The organism is Rhizobium leguminosarum (genome assembly GCF_004123835.1).
GTDB lineage: Bacteria > Pseudomonadota > Alphaproteobacteria > Rhizobiales > Rhizobiaceae > Rhizobium > Rhizobium leguminosarum_M.
This window is the reverse complement of the sequence record NZ_MZMU01000012.1, coordinates 481,706-503,951: the sequence shown is the minus strand read 5'-3', so window position 1 is coordinate 503,951 and position 22,246 is coordinate 481,706. Positions and strand designations below refer to the sequence as shown.

At 61.6% G+C, this 22,246-nt stretch carries 20 protein-coding genes; 9 read left to right on the top strand and 11 right to left on the bottom strand.

The annotated features are described in order from the left end of the window. Nucleotides 1-8: 8 nt before the first annotated feature. The 4 genes from B5P46_RS19225 to B5P46_RS19210 all read right to left on the bottom strand — a co-directional run bounded on the left by B5P46_RS19225 (nucleotide 9) and on the right by B5P46_RS19210 (nucleotide 4,429). Entirely contained in the window at nucleotides 9-1,154 is a 1,146-nt protein-coding gene (locus B5P46_RS19225; RefSeq protein WP_129420102.1) for an ABC transporter ATP-binding protein, read from the bottom strand. 46 nt (nucleotides 1,155-1,200) lie between these two features. Beyond that, the gene (locus tag B5P46_RS19220) at nucleotides 1,201-2,052 is read right to left on the bottom strand and encodes a carbohydrate ABC transporter permease (RefSeq protein WP_129420101.1); all 852 of its coding nucleotides are present in this window, start codon (nucleotides 2,050-2,052) and stop codon (nucleotides 1,201-1,203) included. Beyond that, entirely contained in the window at nucleotides 2,052-2,936 is an 885-nt protein-coding gene (locus B5P46_RS19215; protein WP_027668894.1) for a carbohydrate ABC transporter permease, read from the bottom strand. Before B5P46_RS19215 ends, B5P46_RS19220 begins: the two co-directional genes overlap by 1 nt. A 218-nt stretch (nucleotides 2,937-3,154) precedes the next feature. Continuing rightward, on the bottom strand, nucleotides 3,155-4,429 hold the full coding sequence (locus B5P46_RS19210; RefSeq protein ID WP_129420100.1) for an ABC transporter substrate-binding protein: 1,275 nt from the start codon (nucleotides 4,427-4,429) through the stop codon (nucleotides 3,155-3,157). A 196-nt stretch (nucleotides 4,430-4,625) separates the two neighbouring features. Between B5P46_RS19210 and B5P46_RS19205 the strand changes: the two genes are divergently transcribed. Beyond that, entirely contained in the window at nucleotides 4,626-5,846 is a 1,221-nt protein-coding gene (locus B5P46_RS19205) for an ROK family protein (protein WP_129420099.1), read from the top strand. Between the two features lie 78 nt (nucleotides 5,847-5,924). On the opposite strand, the gene B5P46_RS19200 is transcribed toward B5P46_RS19205, so the two are convergent. After that, nucleotides 5,925-6,467: an AAA family ATPase gene (locus B5P46_RS19200; RefSeq protein WP_129420098.1), complete on the bottom strand. Its 543-nt coding sequence runs from the start codon at nucleotides 6,465-6,467 to the stop codon at nucleotides 5,925-5,927. Nucleotides 6,468-6,756: 289 nt separating this feature from the next. On the opposite strand from B5P46_RS19200, the gene B5P46_RS19195 reads away from it, so the two are divergent. Continuing rightward, the gene (locus B5P46_RS19195; RefSeq protein WP_129420097.1) at nucleotides 6,757-7,143 is read left to right on the top strand and encodes a cupin domain-containing protein; all 387 of its coding nucleotides are present in this window, start codon (nucleotides 6,757-6,759) and stop codon (nucleotides 7,141-7,143) included. Nucleotides 7,144-7,441: 298 nt separating this feature from the next. After that, entirely contained in the window at nucleotides 7,442-7,969 is a 528-nt protein-coding gene (locus B5P46_RS19190; protein ID WP_129420096.1) for a cupin domain-containing protein, read from the top strand. Between the two features lie 75 nt (nucleotides 7,970-8,044). Here B5P46_RS19190 and B5P46_RS19185 read toward each other — a convergent pair whose 3' ends face one another. Continuing rightward, on the bottom strand, nucleotides 8,045-8,782 hold the full coding sequence (locus B5P46_RS19185; protein ID WP_129420095.1) for a phosphotransferase family protein: 738 nt from the start codon (nucleotides 8,780-8,782) through the stop codon (nucleotides 8,045-8,047). 251 nt (nucleotides 8,783-9,033) lie between these two features. Between B5P46_RS19185 and B5P46_RS19180 the strand changes: the two genes are divergently transcribed. Then, nucleotides 9,034-9,648: a 3'-5' exonuclease gene (locus B5P46_RS19180; protein WP_129420094.1), complete on the top strand. Its 615-nt coding sequence runs from the start codon at nucleotides 9,034-9,036 to the stop codon at nucleotides 9,646-9,648. A 27-nt stretch (nucleotides 9,649-9,675) separates the two neighbouring features. Here B5P46_RS19180 and B5P46_RS19175 read toward each other — a convergent pair whose 3' ends face one another. Then, nucleotides 9,676-10,539 carry a DMT family transporter gene (locus B5P46_RS19175; RefSeq protein ID WP_129420093.1) on the bottom strand — a complete coding sequence of 288 codons (864 nt, stop codon included), beginning with the start codon at nucleotides 10,537-10,539 and terminating at the stop codon, nucleotides 9,676-9,678. 85 nt (nucleotides 10,540-10,624) lie between these two features. Here B5P46_RS19175 and B5P46_RS19170 point away from each other — a divergent pair, with 85 nt between their 5' ends. Then, the gene (locus B5P46_RS19170; protein ID WP_129420092.1) at nucleotides 10,625-12,037 is read left to right on the top strand and encodes a PLP-dependent aminotransferase family protein; all 1,413 of its coding nucleotides are present in this window, start codon (nucleotides 10,625-10,627) and stop codon (nucleotides 12,035-12,037) included. Between the two features lie 198 nt (nucleotides 12,038-12,235). After that, nucleotides 12,236-14,059, top strand: a complete 1,824-nt coding sequence (locus B5P46_RS19165; protein ID WP_129420091.1) for a methyl-accepting chemotaxis protein — start codon at nucleotides 12,236-12,238, stop codon at nucleotides 14,057-14,059. Nucleotides 14,060-14,293: 234 nt separating this feature from the next. On the opposite strand, the gene B5P46_RS19160 is transcribed toward B5P46_RS19165, so the two are convergent. Beyond that, nucleotides 14,294-14,695, bottom strand: coding sequence for a response regulator (locus tag B5P46_RS19160; RefSeq protein WP_129420090.1), 402 nt, complete (start codon nucleotides 14,693-14,695; stop codon nucleotides 14,294-14,296). 10 nt (nucleotides 14,696-14,705) lie between these two features. Continuing rightward, the gene (locus B5P46_RS19155) at nucleotides 14,706-16,451 is read right to left on the bottom strand and encodes a sensor histidine kinase (protein WP_129420089.1); all 1,746 of its coding nucleotides are present in this window, start codon (nucleotides 16,449-16,451) and stop codon (nucleotides 14,706-14,708) included. Between the two features lie 86 nt (nucleotides 16,452-16,537). Here B5P46_RS19155 and B5P46_RS19150 point away from each other — a divergent pair, with 86 nt between their 5' ends. The 3 genes from B5P46_RS19150 to B5P46_RS19140 all read left to right on the top strand — a co-directional run bounded on the left by B5P46_RS19150 (nucleotide 16,538) and on the right by B5P46_RS19140 (nucleotide 18,941). Further along, the gene (locus tag B5P46_RS19150; protein ID WP_129420088.1) at nucleotides 16,538-17,074 is read left to right on the top strand and encodes a GNAT family N-acetyltransferase; all 537 of its coding nucleotides are present in this window, start codon (nucleotides 16,538-16,540) and stop codon (nucleotides 17,072-17,074) included. A gap of 434 nt (nucleotides 17,075-17,508) precedes the next feature. After that, nucleotides 17,509-18,090: a glutathione S-transferase N-terminal domain-containing protein gene (locus B5P46_RS19145; RefSeq protein ID WP_129420087.1), complete on the top strand. Its 582-nt coding sequence runs from the start codon at nucleotides 17,509-17,511 to the stop codon at nucleotides 18,088-18,090. Next, nucleotides 18,087-18,941, top strand: coding sequence for an alpha/beta fold hydrolase (locus tag B5P46_RS19140; protein ID WP_129420086.1), 855 nt, complete (start codon nucleotides 18,087-18,089; stop codon nucleotides 18,939-18,941). Before B5P46_RS19145 ends, B5P46_RS19140 begins: the two co-directional genes overlap by 4 nt. A 56-nt stretch (nucleotides 18,942-18,997) precedes the next feature. Here the strand turns inward: B5P46_RS19140 and B5P46_RS19135 are convergent, their stop codons facing one another. Both B5P46_RS19135 and B5P46_RS19130 read right to left on the bottom strand, forming a co-directional pair. Next, nucleotides 18,998-19,912 carry a phosphotriesterase family protein gene (locus tag B5P46_RS19135; protein WP_129420085.1) on the bottom strand — a complete coding sequence of 305 codons (915 nt, stop codon included), beginning with the start codon at nucleotides 19,910-19,912 and terminating at the stop codon, nucleotides 18,998-19,000. Between the two features lie 178 nt (nucleotides 19,913-20,090). After that, entirely contained in the window at nucleotides 20,091-22,070 is a 1,980-nt protein-coding gene (locus tag B5P46_RS19130) for an autotransporter outer membrane beta-barrel domain-containing protein (RefSeq protein WP_245456191.1), read from the bottom strand. Nucleotides 22,071-22,246: the final 176 nt, after the last annotated feature.

The window sequence follows — 22,246 nt, the reverse complement described above, 5'->3', positions numbered from 1 at the left end:
TCCTGTGATTATCTATCGAGGATGGTTTTGCGGGCGCTGATCGTGCGTCCGCCATCGGATGAAAAGAGATAGAGTTCCCGGGCGTCGAGCTTCAGCGCCACGGTCTGCTCGGCGGCAAAGGGCGCCACGTAACTCAGCTGCACCGTGATATTGCCGGTGCCGCTCTCCGACGCGATGGTCTTGAGATTGCCGGCGTCGACATAGAGGATGGTTTCGCGGCCGAGATGCTCGACGAGCCTGATCTGGCCGTGGATCGCCCCGCCCTCGCCGCCATCGGCGACCATCGATATGTTCTCCGGCCGGACACCGAGCGTCAGGCTGGGGCCCCTCTGCAGCACCGTCGCCTCCGCCAGTTCCACCCTCACCGGCAAGAGGCCCGGCGCCGAAACCGTGACATTGCGGCCGGACACCTCGTCGACGGTAACGCCGAGGAAGTTCATCCGCGGGGCACCGAGAAAGCCCGCGACGAAGAGGTTGTCAGGGTTGCGGTAGAGTTCGAGCGGTGAGCCGACCTGCTCGATTATCCCCTGGTTCAAGACGACGATCCGGCTCGCCATGGTCATAGCTTCCACCTGGTCGTGGGTGACGTAAACCATGGTGGCGCCGAGTTCGGCATGCAGGCTGCTGAGTTCGACACGCATCTGGGTTCGAAGTGCCGCATCGAGGTTCGACAGCGGCTCATCGAAGAGGAAGACGTCGGGCGAACGAGTAATCGCCCGGCCGATCGCCACGCGCTGCCGCTGCCCGCCGGAAAGCTGCTTCGGCCGCTTCTCCAACTGGTCGGTGATCCTCAGGATCTTGGCTGCGCGCTGAACGGCCGCCTCGATCTCGGCCTTCGGGCGCTTGGCCATGCGCAAACCGAAGCCCATGTTCTCCGCCACCGTCATATGCGGATAGAGCGCGTAGGACTGGAAGACCATGGCGATGCCGCGGTCCCCAGGCTCCTGTTTGCTGACGTCACGGCCGTTGATCAGGATCTGGCCGGAGGAGATCTCCTCCAGGCCGGCGATCGTCTTCAAAAGCGTGGACTTGCCGCAGCCGGAGGGGCCGACCATGACGATGAACTCGCCTTGCGCTACGGAAAGATCGATGCCGCGCAGCGCATGATAGGCGCCGTAATTCTTGTTGATCTGTCGGAGTTCGAGACTGGTCATGCGTCCTGGCTCTCTGCTGTTGAAACTTGGAGGTAGAGGAGATCGCTCATCCCTTCACCGCCCCCATCGTCAGACCGGCGATGAAGTGCCGCTGCATCAGGAAGAACATGACGACGGGCGGCACGGCGACGACGATCGTGCCGGCGGAAATCAGGTTCCAGGCCGAGACCCACTCGCCGCGAAGATTGGCAAGGCCGGCGGTCACAGGCTTGACGGAGTCGCTGACGGTCAGCACCACAGCCCAGAAGTAATCGTTCCAGATGAAGGTGAAGATCAGGATGGCGAGTGCGGCAAGCGCCGGCCGCACCAGCGGGATCGCCACATGCCATAGGGTCTGGAAGGGAGACGCCCCCTCGGCGCGCGCCGCCTGGAACAGTTCATCGGGCAATGCCGCGATGAAATTGCGCATGAATAGCGTCGCAAAGCCGGTCTGGAAGGCCACATGGAAGATGATCAGCGCCGCCGTCGTATCGATCAGGTCGAGCCGGACCATCAGGTCGCGCACCGGGATCATCATGATCTGGTGCGGCAGGAAATTGCCGCCGACGAACAGCGCGAAGATCAGCATGTTGCCGGGAAAGCGATAGCGCGACAGCACATAGCCGGCCAGCGTGGAGAGCACCAGCACGCCGATCACCGAGGGAATGGTGATCGTCAGGCTGTTGAGGAAGTAGCGGGCCATCGGTGTCTGCGTGAAGACATCAGTATAATTGTCGATGACGCCGATGCCGGTCGGCCATCCCCACAGATTGCCGCCCATCACATCTGCGGTCGAGCGGAACGAGGTGAGGATGATCGCAAATAGCGGGCAGAGCCAGAGCAGCAGCACGATGACGACGGCAAGCACGTAGAGACGGCGCTGCCAGATGGCGGCATCGGGAATGGGACGAGGATACATCAGCCTCCCCTTTCTTCGGTATGGATGATGCGGCTGAGATACCAGACGATGAAGACGGCCATGATCACGAACAGCACCGAGGCGATCGCCGCGCCGTAACCGAAGCGGTAGGAGAAGATCGACTGTTCGAACATCTGGTAGGCGAGAACCGAGGACGAACCGAACGGGCCGCCGTTCGTCATCACCGACACCATGTCGAAGGAGCGAAGCGCTCCGACGACGGTGACGGCAATGGCAATGAAGGTGACCTGGGTCAACTGAGGCAGCACGATGTGCCGCAACATGTTCCAGCCTCTCGCCCCGTCGACCCGCCCTGCCCCGATCAGCTCTTCGCTCAAATTGTTGAGACCGGCGAGATAGAGCACCATGCAGAAGGTAATCTGCGGCCAGAGTGCTGCAATCACGATCGCGAAAGTGACGAAATGCTCGTCGGAGAGAACCGCTGGCGCCGTTGCCCCGAACGCCCTGAAGATCAGCGCCAGCAACCCGAACTCCGGCGTATAGACCCAGGTGAAGACGACGCCGACCGTCACGGAGGCAAGCACCAGCGGAATGAAGAACAGCGACTTCAGGAAGCGCATGCCGCGGATTTTCTGGTTGACCAGCAGCGCGATGGCGAGCCCGAGAGGTGGTGCCGCCATGAACATCACCAGCCAGATCAGGTTGTTCTTCAGCGACACGTAGAATTGCGGATCGTTGTAAAGCTCGACGTAATTGCCGAAGCCGATCCACACCATCGGGCCAAAGCCATCCCAGTCGTGCAGGCTGATCCAGAGGCTCCTGACGGCCGACAGCAGGATGACCGTGAAGAACAGCACGATCGCGGGCGCGATGAGCAAAGTCGGGGTGAGCCACCAACGCTGGCGGCGCCATAACATCAACATATCAGGAGCCTCATTTACGACAAAAGCAAGCGGCGACCTGCCCCTCATCCGGCTGCCGCCACCTTCTCCCCGTCAACGGGGCGAAGGGGATATGCAGCAACCTCTCGGTTCCCCACTAGCCTCTCGTATGGCACGTCCCCTCGCCCCGTTTACGGGGAGAGGGTTAGGGTGAGGGGCAGCCTCAAGGCGAAGAACCAGGCGTGGGCCGCACCCGCCCCTTAAATCTTGTAGATGCGCTTGCGCGTGCCTTCGAGGCGCGTCAGGATGGCGTTGCGCCGGTCGGGTTTGGCCATGAACTCTTGGAAGCCGACAAGACCCGCCTGCGCCATGTCGGGGTCGCTGTCGCGGTCGTAGTATTGCGACGTGCCCTGCACCGTCTTCATCGTCTCGACCGCGATATTCACCAGCGGATCCTTGCTCGGCGGCAGATCGCTGCGTGGCGGCACGTTGCCGCCCGGCTCCAGATAGGCCGCCAGATTCTCCGGCTTGTAGAAATAAGCGAGGAAGTCGCGTGCGCCCTGCTTGTTCTTGGCCTTTGCGGGAATGTGGATCGAATTGACCGAGAATTCCTCGAAGTGGCCGACCTTGGCGTCGAGCACCGGGAAGGTCGCATAGGAGAGCTGCGGCAGATCTTCGGCGGTGAAAGCCGAGCGCAGGAAAGCGCCGAGGTTCATCATGCCGGCCTTCTTCTGCGCCAGCAGCGCCGCGGCCTCCTGCCAGCCGAAGGACGTATGGTTCTCCGTGAAGAACCCCTTCGAAATCATCGCCTCCCACTGGTCGAAAACCGCCGTCAACGCGGGATCGAGATAGCTCATCTCGCCGTTCATCAGCGCCATATGCTTGTCGAGGCCGTTGACACGCAGGTTCATCTGGTCGAACCAGCCGGCCGCCGGCCACAATTCCTTGGTGCCGATCGCGACCGGCGTGATGCCCGCGGCCTTGCACTTGTCGCCATAGGCCATGAACTCTTCGGCCGTCTTCGGCACGGTCAGACCATGCTGCTCGAACACATCCTTGCGGTAGAACATGCCCCAGAGCGTGCCGCCGGTGGGAAGGCCATATTGTTTGCCCCCGTCGGTGACGGCGCCGGCCGTGGCACCCAGCACATCCTTGTACTTCTCCTTCTCGAAAAGGTCGGAGATGTCGTCAAACAGGCCGCGCTTGACGAAGGCGCGCATGCGGTTTCCCGAAAACCAGGAGCAGACGTCAGGCGCGCCGGCGACGAGATAGTTGCGAATGGCCGTCTTGTGGGCCTCGTGATCCATATTGTTGATGACGACGTTGACGCCGGCTTCCTTGCTGAAGCTTGCGGCGATCGCCTTCAGCGCGTCGAGCGCAGCGCCATTGTTTTCGGCCGAGATCATCGTGACCTCTTGGGTCTGCGCGATCGCAGGGATCGGAAAACTGCCGGTGACCGCAGCGGCAGACACCACGCCAGCGCCCTTCAGGAAGCTTCTGCGGGTCGTCGACGGAAATTGCTTCGAAAATGCCATTGAATTCCTCCCAGTTGATCGATCAACACCACCGTCCCGGCGCCTCCTCCACGAAGCGCTCGATCAGGCATTCAACGCTGCGATCCGCCCCGCGATCCCGGCGTATAATCCACCTGGCTGAGTTGATCGGCGGCCAAACTTATGCATATATCGAACCAGCCCGCAATAATTAATTTACAAAATTAAGGAATGTATCGTGAAGCTGAAAGGCGACCAGACCACGGCGAGAGCCATGAACCGACGCCTCATACTCAACCTCCTCCGCCGCGAGGGGCCAAGGAGCCGCGCCGATATCGCAACCGTCATCGGCCTCAGCCCCGCCGCCGTCACCTTCGTTGTCGCCGACCTTCTGGAGGAAGGCATCGTCATCGAAGGGAAGACCGTGCCCGGCCTCACCGGCCGCCGTCCGATCCCCGTGGATATCAACTACGAGCACGCGCTCGCCGTCGGCTTCAAGCTGATGGTCGATTCGGTGGAGTGCGTGGCAACCGACCTTGCCACCAACCCGGTCGCCGCCATGCGAGTAAGCCTCGACGGCCACGACCCCGATAAGGTCGCCGACCTGCTGGCGGGTACCGTGCCCGAACTGGTGAAACTCGCCGGCCGGCCCGACGCCAAGCTCGCCGGCATCGGCATCTCCATGCCCGGCGTCATCAACCACGAACAGACGGCCTGCGTCCGCAGCTACCGATTCAAATGGGACAATGTCCCCCTCGCCTCACTGGTCGCCAGCCGCGTCCATGTGCCGGTCTGGCTGGAAGACGACACCAATGCCTACGCCATTGCCCAGCAGCTCTTCGGGCTCGGCCGCCAGCATCGCAACATGGCGGTTCTGGCCGTTGGCGTCGGCATCAGCTGCGCGCTCGTCATCGACGGCAAGCTCTATCGCGGCGCAAACGGCGCGGCCGGCAAGTTCGGCCACACTCTCTATGAGGAGAACGGCCGGCTCTGCGAATGCGGCAAGCGCGGCTGTCTGATGGCCTATCACTCGGAAGCATCGATGCTGAGACGCTGGCGCGAGGAGACCGGCCGCGGGCCGGAGCAAGGGCTCGCGGAGCTCTACGAAGCCTTGGCATCCGGGGAAGCCGCCGCCCTCGCCCTCGTCGAGCATTCAGGCCGCAGTATCGGCACCGCCCTTGCCAATCTCGTCAACATCACCGACCCCGAAGTCATCGTCGCCGGCGGCGAAGCCGTCTCCCTTGGCGACCCCTTCCTGACGCCGCTGCGCGAGGCGCTGGCCGCCCGCACCTTCAGGACTGCCCCGCCCCTTCTGCCCGACTGGGAGGACAATTCCTGGGCCCGGGGGGCGGCCGCCCTCGTCACCCAAAAAATGTTCGATTTCGAATCCTCGGGCGGCGTTACGGATATTGCCAGCCTGACGGGTGTAAGGGTCTCGGGTTCGTCGTCGGCGGCGTGAGTGACGGTGCCTCGGTCCCCTTCTCCTTGGCCAGCGCGAGAGCCCATCCGTGGTACACCACCTCGGCAACCATTTGCCTCAATTCCCCAGCCAGCCCACCTCCCGCAAAACCGCCTTCGACAGCGTCTCGGGCGTCTTGCCGTCCGTGTGCATGACGATCATGCCCGTGGCGTCTTCGCTCGCCATGCGCCGGATTTGTCGAAGCGAGCGCTCTGCCTGCTCTTGCGCACCGGAGCCAACCTCGCGCTGGGCGAGGCGCGCCAGGATCGTTGGCTCCGTGGCGGCCAGGCGAACCACCGTGATCTCTGCGTCGGGTATGGCGGCCAGAATCCATCGCCGGTCGAAAGCGAGGTGCATCATGACGCCTGACATGATCAGGAGCGAGTGCCCCAAGGCCCGGTATGTCGACCAGATCGCCGCCAGGTTGATGCTGCTGACGTCGATCGTTCCAGGCAGGATTTTCTCGAGATCCTCCGGGCTGGGGCGCGGGAACACGCGATCGAGTTCGTCCGTTTCGACAACCGCATGCGCCACGCCTTCAGCGGCAAGCTGAGCGCTCATCTCCCAGCACAAGGTGGATTTTCCGACGCCGGCCGGCCCGGTGATCAGGACGATTTGCATGCCACCTCCTCATGTCGATGCAACGCTATTTCCTCAAATGACGGCAGGTTGGCAAGTGCGGCGCGACGGGACGTCTGCACTGCCTGGCAAAAAAATCATCCCCATGTCGCAAAGAGCAGCCGTTCTCCAGCCATTCAGCCTCATGCAGACCGACACCAAACCCGCTCTGCCGCAGATACACTGGCTTACAAAAATGCGGGTTTGCCGACACATCCCTGGTTCAATCATCGACTTAAATCCCGATGCGGCCGATGAGCCGACAAATGGTCAATTCAGGAAGGATGACACAATGAAAATGATCCAGGCTATCGCGCTCGCCCTTGTTCTCGGCGGCGCAGCTTCAGCACACGCGGAACAGCCGATACAGCGCACCGATCTCATCAAGAACGATATCGACGTGCCCGGCCACGAGGTCGTTCAGGTCCGCGTCGATATCGCCCCGGGCGTTCTCGCGCCGAACCACTCGCATCCCGGCGAGGAAGTCGCCTTCGTCCTCGAGGGCACGCTGGAATACCAGCTCGAAGGCAGTGAGCCGGTGACCCTGAAGGCCGGCCAATCCTTGTTCATTCCCACGGGCGTCGCTCACTCGGCGAAGAACGTCGGCAGCGGCAAGGCGTCGGAATTGGCGACCTACATCGTCCGCAAAGGGGCGCCGCTCGTCGTGCCTGCCAAGTGAACCGTTCGTATAATCAGTGATGAGGCCGGCACCACCTTTCTTCCCATTCCTGTGCTCGTCGCAGGAATGGAGGAACCGTGCGTTTGGCTGCCCATTGATTAAGAATTCGCTTTGCCGGCGCCGCCCTTCGGACCCCGTTGACCGGGAGAGGGTTAAGGTGAAAGGCGCGTCTGAGCCGAGCGACGACCAACAACACCGCTTGCGTGCGGCCGCCGTTTCGCCCTTGCGGTCGCCTTCCATTCACGGCAGCATGTCCGTGTCCTCAATCATCTGAACCTCTCACATCAGGAGGATTACCATGGCAACGTCGGAGCGCCCCTCCTTTGTCGTCCACTGGAGCGAGATCGAACGGCCTGACGACTCGCACTATGACGATGACGACGAGTTGATGAGCATCGGTGCGCCTTTCGGACGTTATTTCGGCCTGGCGAAATTGGGCATTCATCACGAGCGCTTGCCGCCTGGCCGGCGCACGTCCTTTCCGCATGCCGAGAGCGCCGAGGAAGAATTCGTCTATGTCATCGAAGGCGCGCCCGACGTCTGGCTCGATGGCCATCTCTATCGGCTGAAGCCCGGCGACGCCGTCGGATTTCCTGCCGGCACCGGGATCGCCCATAGTTTCCTCAACAACACGCAAGCCGAAGTGCATCTCCTCGTCGTCGGCGAGCGCCACGAGACCGAGAACCGCATTTTCTATCCACTCCACCCTCACCGCCGACCACTGCACGATGATTGGTGGGATGACCATCCAACCCATGCCCTCGGTCCGCATGACGGAATGCCGGACCTGGTGCGGGAAGCAAAGGGCCGAGGAAACAGCGAATAGATCCGCCAGGCCGATAGCCGGCCGCAATGGCGGCTTCGCGCAAAGCGGAGACCAACTTGTTTGGAGCTTCGACAGTTATGGGCCAAGGCCAGCCAACCGCAGCAGCTCATCATTTTCGTTTGCAACGCCTTCCGTCAGCCGGGCGGCAGCAATCGCGGGAAGCCAGGCCAGAATGCCGCTGACTTCCGATCCGGTGACCGAGGCGTAAGCTTCGACATAGCCCATCGCCCTGTCCGGCATCGCATGGTGCAACAGGACGTATGTTCGGCAGACATCGGCCAGAGGATTGCCGCAGCAGGCGTCGAGCCAGTCGACGATCATGAACCCCTGCCCCGACCCGTGAATATTCCAGGGGTGAAAATCGCCGTGACACACCCTGTCGCCATCCGGAAGGGAATCGAGTTCCAACAGGAGCCGCTTTCTGGACGCAGCATCCAGCCCCTCGGCTCGCCGGATCCTGGCGGAAAGCCTGGCCATGAGAGACGGCAACCCGTCGCCGGGTTTTTCGTGAATGCTTCGATGCAGTTGCGCCATGTCTTCAAGCGGCGCTCTTCCTGCCGTCGAGACGAATTGGTCGGCAAAACAGGAGCTGGGCGCGCGATCCATCAACACGCCCCAGCGCCCATCGAATTCACCGATCGCGTGGACCTTTGGCGTCGGCAGCGCAAGCCTCTCAAGGATCGACAGGTTCGCAGCCTCCCTGAATGACGAAGCCTTGGAGGCGGCTCGCCTGTACAGCTTCAGCGCCAAGGTGCCATATTCGAAGACCTCGGCCTCTTTACCCGAACCAAGGATCCGACCCGTTTCGGTCATTGCAGAGCCTCCGTCTGAATTCAGCAGGTGGATGGTGATCTCGCGAGAAATGCCGCGATCACCGCCATCGCAGTTTGCCACGGTCGACGAAAACGGGTGAGCGAAATTGTCGAGGCAGCACCTGTAGGTGGCACGCTTGGCCGGCGGCCACAGGCCTCCAAAGAGACGCCGGGCGCTTGCATCTGGATGCGCTCCATGCGTTGGATTCGTCCTTAAACTAATCCGGATAATTTGTCAGAGGAGCGTCGACGATGAAGACCGCCATCATATTCGACTGTGAATTTCTTTGCCTGGAAGGCTCGCAACGCAGATTTTGGTGCGCGGCCCACGATCCCGATCCTGTCATTGCGCAGATCGGTGCCGTCAAGCTTGGCCTCGAAGGCGAGTTTCCGATCCTCGATACGTACAAGTCCTATGTTCGGCCCATCGATCGCTTCGGCGAGAAGTATCCGCTCGATCCTTATTTCACCAATCTGACCGGCATCACCGAAGAGGATATCGACGCCCATGGCGTGGCGTTGGAGGATGCACTTTCCGGCATCGACAGCTTCTCGGGCGGCGCCCGGTTTTGGTCGTGGGGCAAGGACGAGTTGAACATGTTGGCCATCAGCTGCTATGTCGCAGGCATTCAGCCTTCCATCCCGGCCCGCCGCTTCGACAACGCCGTCAAGCTTCTCATCGCTGCGGGCATGCCGATCGAGGATTTGGCAAAGACACCCAGCAACAAACTGGCCAACTACTACGGCGTTGACCATCCTCCATTGCGTGGACATGACGGGCTCGACGACGCTCTGTCAATATCATACACGTTGCAGCATCTGATGAAGATTGGGAAATTGCAGCCCGAGGTTTTCGACCGAACCTGAGGACAGAGAGAGCGTCACGATCCTCCCCTACCGCGCAAACCTGCGGGCGCCGGCCACGCAGAGAATGACAGCGACCGTGACGGCGAGCATGGTCCAGGTCACGGGCTCGTGCAGCAGGGTTGCCGCGAGCCCCAGCCCGAAGAACGGCTGGAGCAGCTGCAGTTGGCCGACGGCGGCGATGCCGCCCTGCGACAGGCCGCGATACCAGAAGATGAAGCCGATCAGCATGGAAAACAGCGAGACGTAGGCAAGGCCGAGCAGCGCCGGCATTTCGATACCGGTGAAGGTTGCCGGCCGATGGAAAAGCGCGACCGCGACCGTCACCGGCAGCGACAGCACGAGCGCCCAGGAAATCACCTGCCATCCGCCGAGTGTGCGCGAAAGCTTGCCGCCTTCGGCATAACCGAGGCCGCAGACAACGACAGCCGCCAGCATCAGCAGATCGCCGACCGGCGACGCCGTCAGTCCCTGCGTCAGTGCGAATCCCGCCACCAGCGCGCTGCCGAGGACGGAGAACAGCCAGAATGCCGGCTTCGGCCGTTCTCCGCCACGGATCACGCCGAAGATCGCGGTCGCGAGTGGCAGCAGGCCGATGAAGACGATCGAATGGGCGGAGGTGACGTGCTGCAGCGCCAGTGCCGTCAATAGGGGAAAGCCGACCACGACGCCGAGCGCCACGACCGCCAGGGAGAGAATGTCGCGCCGGCTCGGCCGCTTCTCTCTAAAAGCGATCAGCAGGCCGAGCGCAAGAAAGCCGGCGATCGCCGCCCGCGCCACCGTGAGGAAGACCGGATCGAACTGCATCACCGCCACGCGCGTCGCCGGCAGCGATCCGCTGAAGATCACCACCCCGATAAAACCATTGATCCATCCCGATGCCATGCGGTCCATGGTGCACTCCTTCATTCTGTAGCTCTTATCGGCCAACACGGATGGTTAGGACAGTCACAGTCTGCTACAATTTCGCGAAACTGTAATGGTGCAGGAAGCAATACGGATGAACGAAGGACGCACACGCGTGGAGATGGTCGCCGCGACGATCAGGCAGCGCATCGCCGGGCGCAGCCTGACGCCGGGCGCAAAGCTACCATCCGTCCGAGGGCTGGCTGCGACGTTGAAGCTGTCGACTTCGACCGTCGTCGACGCCTATGAGCGGTTGGTTGCCGAAGGCGCGATCCTGGCAAGACCAGGCTCGGGATTCTACGTCGCCAACCAGGCAGCGCCCTTTGCGCTTGCCGAGGCCGGGCCGAAGCTCGACCGCGCCGTCGACCCGTTCTGGATATCGCGGCAATCGCTGGAGGCGGGCGAAGCCGATCTGAAGCCCGGCTGCGGCTGGCTGCCGCCTTCCTGGCTGCCGGGGGACGGTATGCGCCGCGGGCTCAGAACGCTTGCCCGCGCCGACGGGCCGGCACTTGCCGATTACGGCTCGCCGCTCGGCTTGCCGCAGCTGCGCCAGCTGATTTCGCGGCGCATGGGCGAACGCGGGATCGAAGCCTCCCCGGACCAAATCTTGCTGGCCGATTCCGGCACGCAGGCAATCGATCTGCTCTGCCGTTTCCTGCTGGAACCCGGCGACACGGTGCTGGTCGACGATCCCTGTTATTTCAATTTCCATGCGCTGCTGCGCGCCCATCGGGCAAAGATCGTCGGCGTGCCCTACACGCCGTCCGGTCCCGATATCGAGCTGTTTGCCCAAGTCGTCGCCGATGAGCGTCCGCGGCTCTACATCACCAACTCCGCCATCCACAATCCGACCGGCGCAACCTTGTCTCCCGTTACGGCTCACCGGGTTCTAAAACTCGCCGATCAGTTCGATCTGACCATCATCGAGGACGATATCTTCGCCGATTTCGAATATACGCCGGCACCCCGCCTTGCCGCCTTCGACGGGCTCGAGCGGGTCATTCACATCGGCAGCTTCTCGAAAACCCTGTCGGCCTCGGCCCGCTGCGGTTTCGTCGTAGCGAAACCGGAATGGATCGACGGCCTGACAGACCTCAAGATCGCCACCTCCTTCGGCGGCGGCCGGCTGACGGCGGAACTGGTGCTGACGGTCTTGAGCGACGGCAGCTATCGCAAACACATGGAGACGCTGAGACACCGGCTCTCCCGGGCGATGAGCGAGGTCTCGGCCAGGCTGAAGAATCTCGGCATAGAGCCCTGGCTGGAGCCGCAGGCCGGAATGTTCCTCTGGTGCCGGCTGCCCGACGGCATCGATGCGGCGGATGTGGCGCGGGCCGCCTTAGAAAAGAGGATCGTTCTGGCTCCCGGAAACGCATTCAGCCTGTCGCAATCGGCAACGAATTTCATGCGCTTCAACGTATCTCAGACGCTCGATCCTCGTGTCTTCGAGGTGCTCGGCGATATCCTGACGCAAGAGAGGCATTAGACGCAAAGGGCCCCCTTCGGCGACAACCGTCCTCGTACCAGCGCCATCCGCTAAGGCGCAGCGGACGCACCGCCTGACCCGCCGCGCCTCATACATACATTCATTTTTCTTTAAATACAGAATGTTAGAATTCGCACACCCTAAACGATCGACAAGTCTAAAACTTGGGCCTGATCATTGTTTCCAAGAAGGTGTTGCATGCGCAAGCCACAGGTTCGAACTTCGCTGATAATCATCAATGTAGCGTTTGCGTTGATCTTCCTGATTTTCGGGCTGTTTTCTCTTAGGAGCGTGCAGCAGGTTAACCAGGATACGACGGCAATCGCCAAGAACTGGCTGCCGAGTGTTTCGGTAGCCCGCAATATCGGCTTCGAGTTGGAACGCATGAAGTTCGACTACGCCAACCATATCATGTCGATCAGCGACCAGGCCATCGCCGCCGCAGAAACACAGATTTCCTCTCAGCGCACTGAGCTTGTCGACGCGATTGCGGCCTACCGGCCGCTTATATCCTCGCCGCGCGAAGCCCAACTGCTGCAGCAGATCGAAGAGCAGGCCGCCGGCTACCAGAAATCGTCCGAGCCTATGCTGGAAAAATCCCGCAAGAACGACAACGATGCCGCCAAGGTGATCTTCTATTCCGACATGGAGCCATTCGTCGACCGCGCGGAAGAGCTGGCCGATGAATTGCTGACGATCAACGTCAATGGCTCCGAGGCGTCCTACGAAAGCAGCCAATCGACCTACTCGAACATTCTCTGGACGACCTGGGCATTGACGGCACTGGTGTTTGCGATCGTCGCGGGCGCGATCTCCTATGTAGCAATCCAGATCTCGCGTCCGATCAACAAGATCACGCAATCGATGACCGGGCTGGCCGCCGGCGACACCAGCACGCAGATCCCCTATTCCAGCCGCACGGACGAAATAGGCGCGATGGCGGGCGCGGTGGAGGTCTTTCGGCAGACGGCGCTTGCCAAAATCAGAGCGGATGAAAATATCGAAACGAACCGGGCGCTGACGGAATCCGAGCGGCAGCGCCGCGAGCAAACCGAGCGCGCGCGGGCTGCGGCCATGGCACAAGCCACCAATGGATTGGCAGAGAGCCTGAAACAACTTGCCGGCGGCGATCTCACCGTTCAGATCAGCGAGCCTTTCGATGCGGATTTCGAGGGCCTGCGCCGGGACTTCAACGGCGCCGTGGCAAAGCTCTGCCAGACCCTCGCCAAAGTGGCAGGATCAGCCGTCAATATCGACGGCGGCTCGAATGAAATCGCCAATAGCGCAAACGACCTGGCGAAACGAACCGAACAACAGGCAGCGGCACTGGAACAGACAGCCGCTGCTCTCGATGAAATCACAGCCAATGTCGCATCCGCCTCAAAGCGCGCCGAGGAAGCGCGCGAGGTGGCCGCGCAGGCGAATGCCGGTGCGACGACATCAGGTGAGATCGTCAGCCAGGCGGTCCAGGCCATGAGCCGGATCGAGCAATCCTCCAGCCAGATTTCCAACATCATCGGCGTGATCGACGAGATCGCGTTCCAGACCAATCTCTTGGCCCTCAATGCCGGTGTCGAGGCCGCGCGCGCCGGCGAGGCAGGCAAGGGATTTGCCGTGGTGGCCCAGGAGGTCCGCGAACTGGCACAGCGCTCCGCGCAGGCGGCCAAGGAAATCAAAACGCTGATCCAGGCATCGGCGGGAGAAGTCGCGGCCGGCGTCGGACTGGTCTCGAAAACCGGCGAAGCGTTGAAAACCATCGGCGAGCTGATCGTTGCCATGAACCGCCATGTCGAGGCCATCGCCGTCTCCGCCCGGGAACAATCGGTCGGGCTGGCGGAAATCAATACGGCCGTCAACAGTCTCGACCAGACCACGCAGCAAAACGCCGCCATGGTCGAGGAGGCGAGCGCCGCTTCCGCATCGCTTGCCGACGAAGGCGCCACGCTTCGCCAGTTGATCAGGCAGTTCAATCTGAACGAGACCGCGCAGCAAAGCGCCTACGCCCTTCGCAGAACGGCTTGAGCCGGAGGAACGATCGGCCATCACGAAGCACGGGGTCTACCGGCTTCTCGAATAGGAATGCGGCCGCAGCGCCATTGCGCGATCTTCGATGCCGGCCCATTGAGAACAACCATCTGCTGAAAGATCGTCTTCCATCAGGGAAACCATTGCCGGCTGAACCGGCAATGGCAAAATCGCGCAAGGCGTGGAACGGGATATGTCGCGCAGCCCGCACGCACGTCCCACCGTCAAACGTCAGAACGACCGGTGAACCGCCTTGTCGTTGGCAAGGCGCGTCACGCAGCCTTCGAGCTTGGCGAGCAGCAGATCGAAGTCGAGCGGCTTCGTCAGATAGTCCGCCGCTCCGCCGCGCAGGCCGGCAAGCGTGTTTTCCCGGTCGGTCAGCGCCGTCAGCAGGATGAACGGAATGTTGGAAAGCTCCGGGTGATTGATCTGAATTTCCGCCAGAAGCTGGTGCCCGTCCATCACAGGCATCGAAATGTCGCTGATGACGATATCGGGCCATTTCGACAGGATCACTTCCAGTCCCTCGGCGCCGTTCGAGGCCTCGAGCGTCTTATAGCCGGCTTCGCTCAATTCTTCGACGAGGAGGTTCCGGATCTCGACTTCGTCTTCTATGCACAGGACTGTAACCATGAGCTCTTCCTTAAGCTGCGACTTGTTGATCCGACAATAGAAACTCTACTGGCAAAAGAATGGTGAATGTTGTGCCCTTGCCGAGCTCGCTGGTCACCTCGACGGTGCCGCCATGCAGTTCGACGACCTGCTTGACGACGTTGAGGCCGATGCCCGTTCCGGCAATACCCGTCGCGCTGCGGGCGCGATAATAGGGCTGGAATAGCTTCGGCAGATCCTCCGCATCCATACCGATGCCGCTGTCAGAGATGGCGATCTCCACCGTCTTCTCGTCGACCCGGGCGCGAACATGAATGTCAGGCGCGTTGGGCGAATATTTGACGGCGTTCGAAATCAGGTTGGTGAAGACCTGTTCCATCGCGCTGCGGTCGAACGTCAATACATCCGGTATTGGCTCAAGATCGAGATGGAACACATGCGTGCGGCTGAGATGGCGCTGCCTGTCGCAGCAGGTGACGAGCAGGGCTTTCAGATCGCCTTCGCTGCGCTTCAGTGTGATCTGTCCGGTTTCGAGCCGGCCGCTGGCGAGGATGCTCTCCATCAGGTCGACCATGCGCACGACAGCGCTTCGGATCACGCCGGCTTTTTCGTGAACGTAATCGCCGCTGACGCTGGTCGTCGAGCGGCAGAGCCGCTGAGCAGCGGCGTCGATGATGGCGAGCGGCGTGCGAAACTCGTGCGAAGCCATGGCGACGAACTGGCGCTGGAGCGCGTTCACCTGGCGCTCATGCACCAGCAGGCGGTCCAGTTCCTCTCGCTGCCTTTCGATCTCGGTCGTCCGATCGGCCACCATCTCTTCCAGATGGTTGCGGTGATGGGTGAGCTGCGCCTGGCTGTCCAGCAGGGTCAGCGAGGTGCGATGAAGACCTCGTCCGAGCCAGAACACGACGGCGATCAGCAGCGCCAGGCAGCCGAGCCCCGCCGGTGCGATCTGCCGAAGCAGCATGAATCCGGGCCGGATAGGCGGCCAGACGAGATAGCCGATCGTGCCGCCATCATGGGACGACACCGGCACTTGCGCCCGCTCGTCCTCACCTTTCGAAGGCGAGAAATGCAATCCTTCGAGCAGCGCATGATGGGCGATGCTTTCGGCGGTTTCTCCATCGATGAACTTGACCGAGACGGCGATGAACTCCTGGCCCGCTTCGATCTGCATCCTGGCCGAGGCCGGCAGAATGGGACGCGCGCTTGTTATCGCCGGCCTGTTGCCGATCATGATCGTCCGAACCGTGGCCAGTTGACCAATCGGTTCGGCGCCGGGCTCTGCAGCCCGCTCGACAAGAGCGGCGCGCATCTCTCCGGCGAAAGCGGTCATTTCTTGGCCGTCATCGTCACCGAGCCGTGGCGGCATGGCATCCGCGCCGTCGCGGAACGCAAACATCAGGCGATTGGTATCGTCGAAGATATAGGTCCTATCGTGCCCGAAATACCGGCTCGTCCACTGGCCGACATTGTCGAGCAGCCAATCATGGTTTCGCTGCTTGGCATAAAGGAAGGCATCATCCCATTTGGTGACGCTTTCCTGCTCCCGGGGAAGTGCCGCCAGCTGCTCTTCCAGTCCCTGCCGAACGAAGTCGGCCTGCCGGCGCAGCGACAGATCATCGACCTTCACCGCCGCGAGCCATGCAAATCCGCACAGCAACACAGCCGCAGCGCAGGTGAGCGTTACCAAGACGAACGTAATGTGGGATGTGAGCCCGACCTTCAACACCTGCAACCTTTTGATGGCGCCCCTTACCTGGAAATTGACACGCAAAGGTTGACGGACCGTGAATTATGCGCTCCCGTGCGGGTCTGCGGCATGTCTCCTATAGGCATTTCGCGACCTTGAAGGAGAAGCACATGGATGCAGCAGCATCGTCGGATACGTCAGGCATCAGGATCGAGCCGATCGCTGCCGCCCATATCGACAGCTTTCATCATGCGCTCGACGTGGTCGCGCGGGAGAAAAAATACCTGTCCATGCTGGAAGCAACTCCGCTGCCGCAAACACGTGAGTTCGTGATGGGCATGATTGCGAAGGGCAATCCGCAATTCGTTGCCGTCGCGCAGAACCAGGTCGTCGGTTGGTGCGACATCAGCCGGCATTTTTTCCCGTCGCACGCCCATCGCGGAAACCTCGGAATGGGGGTCCTTCCCGCCTATCGCGGCAGGGGTCTGGGACGAAGGCTCGTCCAGACCACATTGAAAGCGGCGCAGGAAGCCGGTTTCGTAAGGGTCGAACTCGATGTTTACGAAGACAACGCCCGTGCTATCGCTCTCTACGAAAAGATGGGATTTGCCCGCGAAGGCATCGCCCGGCGTGCGGCGCGCATCGACGGTCGGTTCATCGATGCGATCAGCATGGCGCTTTTGTTCGAAGAGCGCGGCCTCTCATAGATCCTGGTATCGCCGTCGATTTCTGAAAAAGCCCCAGCAAGCCAGAGCGATCAAAGTCGACACAAAATGCTCCGATACCTGGAATTCGAGATTGCAGAGATGAAGCCATAATCATCCCATGTGTACAACCGGCAGCAGGCTGCCCGATCCCAACGGTTAGTAAACACCAGCAGGCTGGCCTTCCAAAGGCAGAGTTGCGGTTGATGCAGAGCGCGCCGACTAGATGCGCTCAGTCGGTTCGACTGGATTTCTCTGCCCCCCGGATGTGCATTTCAAACCGGTCCTACTGAATATGCCCGATGCGGCACCCCCCACCTTAGCCACAGTATGCGGACATGAAGAGGACGTCTGAACGCGGGCGATCGGGTAACCGCCTGACCCTACCCACCTCTTCTTGGACCATGGGCATATGAAACGAAGAAAGGAACGGTTGGATGAAACTTTACTCTGCGCCCGGATTCTCCAGCTTGGCGGACCACATCGCCATGCTGGAGGCTGGAATTCAATTCGACCTGGTCAAGGTCGACCTAGAGACGAAGCAGATTGAAGGGGGCGGTCCATACATGGACATCAATCCGACGGGCTATGTGCCCGCCCTTATGTTCGACGATGGTGAGGTGCTGACCGAAAATGTTGCCATCCTGGCTTGGATCGCCGACCGCGCACCGGAGTTGGCACCGCAGGGTCATCTGGGCCGCGTCCGCCTGCTCGAGATGCTGAGCTTTATCGCAACCGAGATTCACAAGCGCTTTCCCACCTACCTATCGCTTCCGGAGGAAGCCAGGGAGCCGACGGGCCAGCAAATAGTGCACTGGTTCGGCTTCGTCGCCGGCCGACTTGAGCGGGGCTATCTGTTCGGAGAGACCTTCACGGTCGCTGATGCCTATCTTTTCCAACTCGCGTGGGGCGCAGCTCAACTCGGATTCACTCTGCCCGAGCCGCTAGGCGAATACATCGCACGGATCGAACAACGGCCGGCGGTGCAAGCCGCGCTGCACCGCGAGGGCCTGGCATGAGTGGGCTGATGATCCGCACTGACGGGGTCGAGCTCGCGACGCAGAGCTTCGGCAATCCGAACCAGCCGCCGTTACTTCTGATCATGGGCGGAATGGCGTCGATGCTGTGGTGGCCGGAGGAATTCTGCCGCCGGCTCGCCGAACGGGGTCGCTTCGTGATCCGCTACGACCAGCGCGATTCCGGCCTTTCGACCAAATATCCGCCCGGTCGGCCCGGCTACACTTTCGAGGACGCCGTCGATGACGTCTTCCGCGTGCTCGACGGTTACGGAATCCCGAACGCTCATATCGTCGGCTTTTCCCTCGGCGGCATGGTCGGGCAGGTGGCCGCACTGAAGAGCTCGGAACGCGTGCTTTCCCTAACGGCGATCAGTACCTCGCCGGTCGGTGTGGATACATCCCATTTCCCTCCGAGCGGCGAGGCCTGGCTGGAACATATGGCCGTGGAGGCGGACTGGTCGGACCGGGCGGACGCGGTCGCGTACCTGGTCGAGGATTTGCGCCTGACCGCCGGAATGGCACGTCCATTCGACGAAGCCGGAACTCGAGCCTTCCTCGAACGGGACTTCGACCGCTCCGGAGGCTATCTGAGCGCCACCAACCACAGCGTCCTCTTTGAGATCGGCGAGACATGGCGGGGCCGGCACAACGAGATGAACGTGCCGCTTCTCGTCCTTCACGGCACCGCTGATCCGGTCTTTCCGCCGACGCACGGAGAGACACTCGCGCGGACTGTGAAAGATGCGAAGTTCGTGAAGATCGAAGGTGGCGGCCACGAACTTCATCCCGGAGATTGGGAAGAGATCATTTCCGCCATCGACGAACATGTCGCAGGATCGATGTGCGTCTAGTAACAGAGGCAAGCCAATTGGGGATAGATGATATTGGATCGTGCCCGGCCACTCCCCTATCGGGCGAAAGCCTCGAACGGATTGTCGTGGGTCAGGCGCACCAGTGTGCCGTCGTCTATGCCCCGCCGTTTCAGTTCGGGCAGCAGGGCCGTGGAAAGATGGGTGTACGGCTTGGGTGTCCCGCCCATCGGCAGCGCCGGATCGAACCAGCCCCGGTCATGGCTCAGCAACAGGCGGTCGCCGCAGCCCGCCCCCAGCGCCTTGATCACCAGCTCCGCCACCTCGTCATCCCCGGCCCGGCCGACGTGGTCATATTCGATCCAGGCGCCCCGCTCGGCGACGGCGACATTATAGGCGAAGTCCTTTTCTTCCTGCGTATGGATCGAGATGAACCTGTCGGCCCTGTAGCCCTCTGCCTCGATGACATCGAGCTGATCCATGACGACCCGTCCTCTGATCGTATGACTGCCGATGACGGCGTCTGTCTGCGCCGCGGCGCGCGCGGCTGCGCGCAGGATTTTCGTCTCGAGCACCGTCATGCCGTCATCGCCGGCGCTGAGCTTGATCCAGCCTGCCTGGAACCCGGTCTCGTCGATCTGCTCCGTCAGCTCGGCAAGCATCCACGCCTCCAGCTCCTTCTCCGAAGCATGGCGGACCCATTCGGGAATCCAGGGTTCACGGTAATTGCCGGTGGGAACGACGATCGGAAAATCCGTCGCGAGCGACACGGCAAGATCGATATCCGCACGGCGTCCGACGCCGCCCGTCGAGCATTCGACCAGTGCCGTCACCCCGAGCTTCTTGATCCGCTCGATTTCGGGGGCCATCAGCCGAACGACGTCTTCGGTCACTGCTTCAGCATAACCGGGCTGGTCAGGCGTCCTGAGGTCGACGAAGACGTGTTCGTGCGGGAGGATCATCCCAAGTTCGGATTTGCTCTTAGGCCCAAGCGTCGTGCGCAGATATTTCAAAGTCTCTCCCCCTACGGTCACACCGGCTTTGCGTGCAGCCCTCGACCGATACCGAAGCCTCGACACTGCCGCGAAAGTAGATCGCTACATGACGAAATCAATTGCTCGCTCGATCGAAATTCTGACAACCTGACCCTTGATGTCGACTTCCGACCTGGGCGCTCCGGCAGCCATCCCGCTACCATTTCACACTGAACCCAACCTTCGCCCCGATGGCGTTGCTGTCGCCGAAGTCCTTGAGGCTGGTACGGGCAAAGGCTTCGCCGTTGACTGCATAGCGGTCGTCCGCCCAAGTGAGCGAGCCTCCCATCCCAAGGCCGCCCCAGAGCGCCTGGTTCTCGCTGACGAGGCTGGTCCCGGAGACATCGACATCCGAGCCTTCGAGGAAGTCGTAGTAGAGATTGGCGATGCCGTAGAGCTTCGAGCGGCTGGTCCTTCCGGAGCCATCCTTCCAGTCGCTGTCATAGTCGGCTGAGATGCCGAGACGGCCGGTCAGGCTGTCGCCGTCGTCGAGCGATGTGGCGGCGCCATAGGTATCGGTGAAGTCATCGAAACGCACGGAGGAATAAGCAAGCTGCGCCTGCGGCGTCAGCGACCATTGGTTGGTCAGCGCAATCTTCTGGCCGGCTTCGACGCTGAGCCCATAGCCCAAGCCGTCATTGTCGTCGGCAAGCGTGGTGTGAAGCGTCGAGGATTGGAGATCACTGCTGTACCAGGTCACGCCAGCCTGCGTATCGATGTAGAAGCCGCTGTTGCCGTACCAGGTCAAGGTGCCGTCGAAGCCGTAGCCTGTGGTGTCGATGTCGCCCTTGCCGAAGCGCGAAGAGACGTCTGCCGAGGCCGTATCGACATGAAAGCTGAGCCCGCCGATCAGCACGCCCGCCCCGCTTTCGTGCAGCAATCCGTCGACGCCGGCCTGCAGCGTCCAGCTGTTGACGTCATATTCGGTGCCGGACGTCGAGGTTTCCGGCTCGAAATGCGAATGCGTCCCGTCGATGCGGGTCCAGATCGCCTTGGAAGGGTCGTTCTGGGCGGCGTCGGCGGATTGGCCACCGTCCACCTCGCGGCCGCCGGTGCGCTGGCGCAGTGTGCCGAACTCATTGAGGCTCTGCAGCACGCCGGCATAGGCCTCGTAGAGCGGCACGGCAGGCGAATAGAGTGGGCCGGTCGCGGTGCCGGCGGCATCGAGAACGGCTGAGCGCAGATACCAGTCGCCGTCAGCCGGCGTGCTGACACCCCCTTGGTAAAGTCGATAGGCATAGGCGCCGCCGACAACGGCCTGATCGCCCTCGAACACATAGTCGCCGAGCAGCGAGAAGGAGCCGGCCGAGGTACCGCCGACATCGACGATTTTGATGCCCTCGACGGTTTGTCCGCCACCGCCTCCGAGGTTGATTACCTTGACATCGGTGGTGCCTGATGTGTTGCCGGTGACGACGAGGCGGTCGGTCGCGGATGTATCGTCGCCGAGCACGCTCTCGATCTCCAGAGTGCCGCCGCTGCCAATATAGTTGCCTGATATCGTCAGCGTGCCGATCGAATTGCCCGGTGCGACGGTGCCGGCATTGTCGGTTGTGCCGATTTGACCGTTGCCCTGCAGCCGTCCGGCGGCCTGGATATCGACCGTTCCGCCGACGGTTCCGTTCACCGTAAGCGTACCGTCATAGATGGTCCAGTTCGTGGCTGATGTATCCGTGCCGGTGAGAGTCCACGTACTGCTGCCGATCTTCTCGAATGTGTCGAAATTCCGGTATTGCGCGGCGGGCCCGATGGCGGAGACGTCGAAGCTGTCGGTGCCGGTTCCGCCGAGCCGCAGCGTGTCATTAGCCACAGCCGCATTGCCGACGACATTGCCTTCGATCACCGATCCGGCCTGCAGTTCCAGCGTGATGCCATTCGTTGCGCCCGCCGTCAGAAAGATCGCGTTGGCCTGTCCAGTGCCTGCGCGGATTGTCCCACTGTTAATCAGATTGAGACTAACGCTGGACGTGCGACCCAGGATTCCTTCCGCTCCGTTTCCGCCCTCGACCAACCCAGTGTTGACGATTGCGCCATTGGTCGCAGAGGAGACCATAATCCCGCTGCCGCCGACGGTGGCACCCGTCCCGCCTCGCACCGTTCCGTTGTTGGCGAAGGTAATGCCTGGGGCTGCGCTCATAAAAATACTTACGCCGCTCCCGCCGGCTCCGCTCAGGCCGGTTGCGCCCTGAATGATACCGTTATTGGTCACGCGTACGCTGTTCCGAAGAACGACACCGGGGCCAACGCTCGGCGTGGCGGACGGCAAATTGCCGCCCACGAAGTTACCCACCAATGTGAACGATCCTGTTCCGG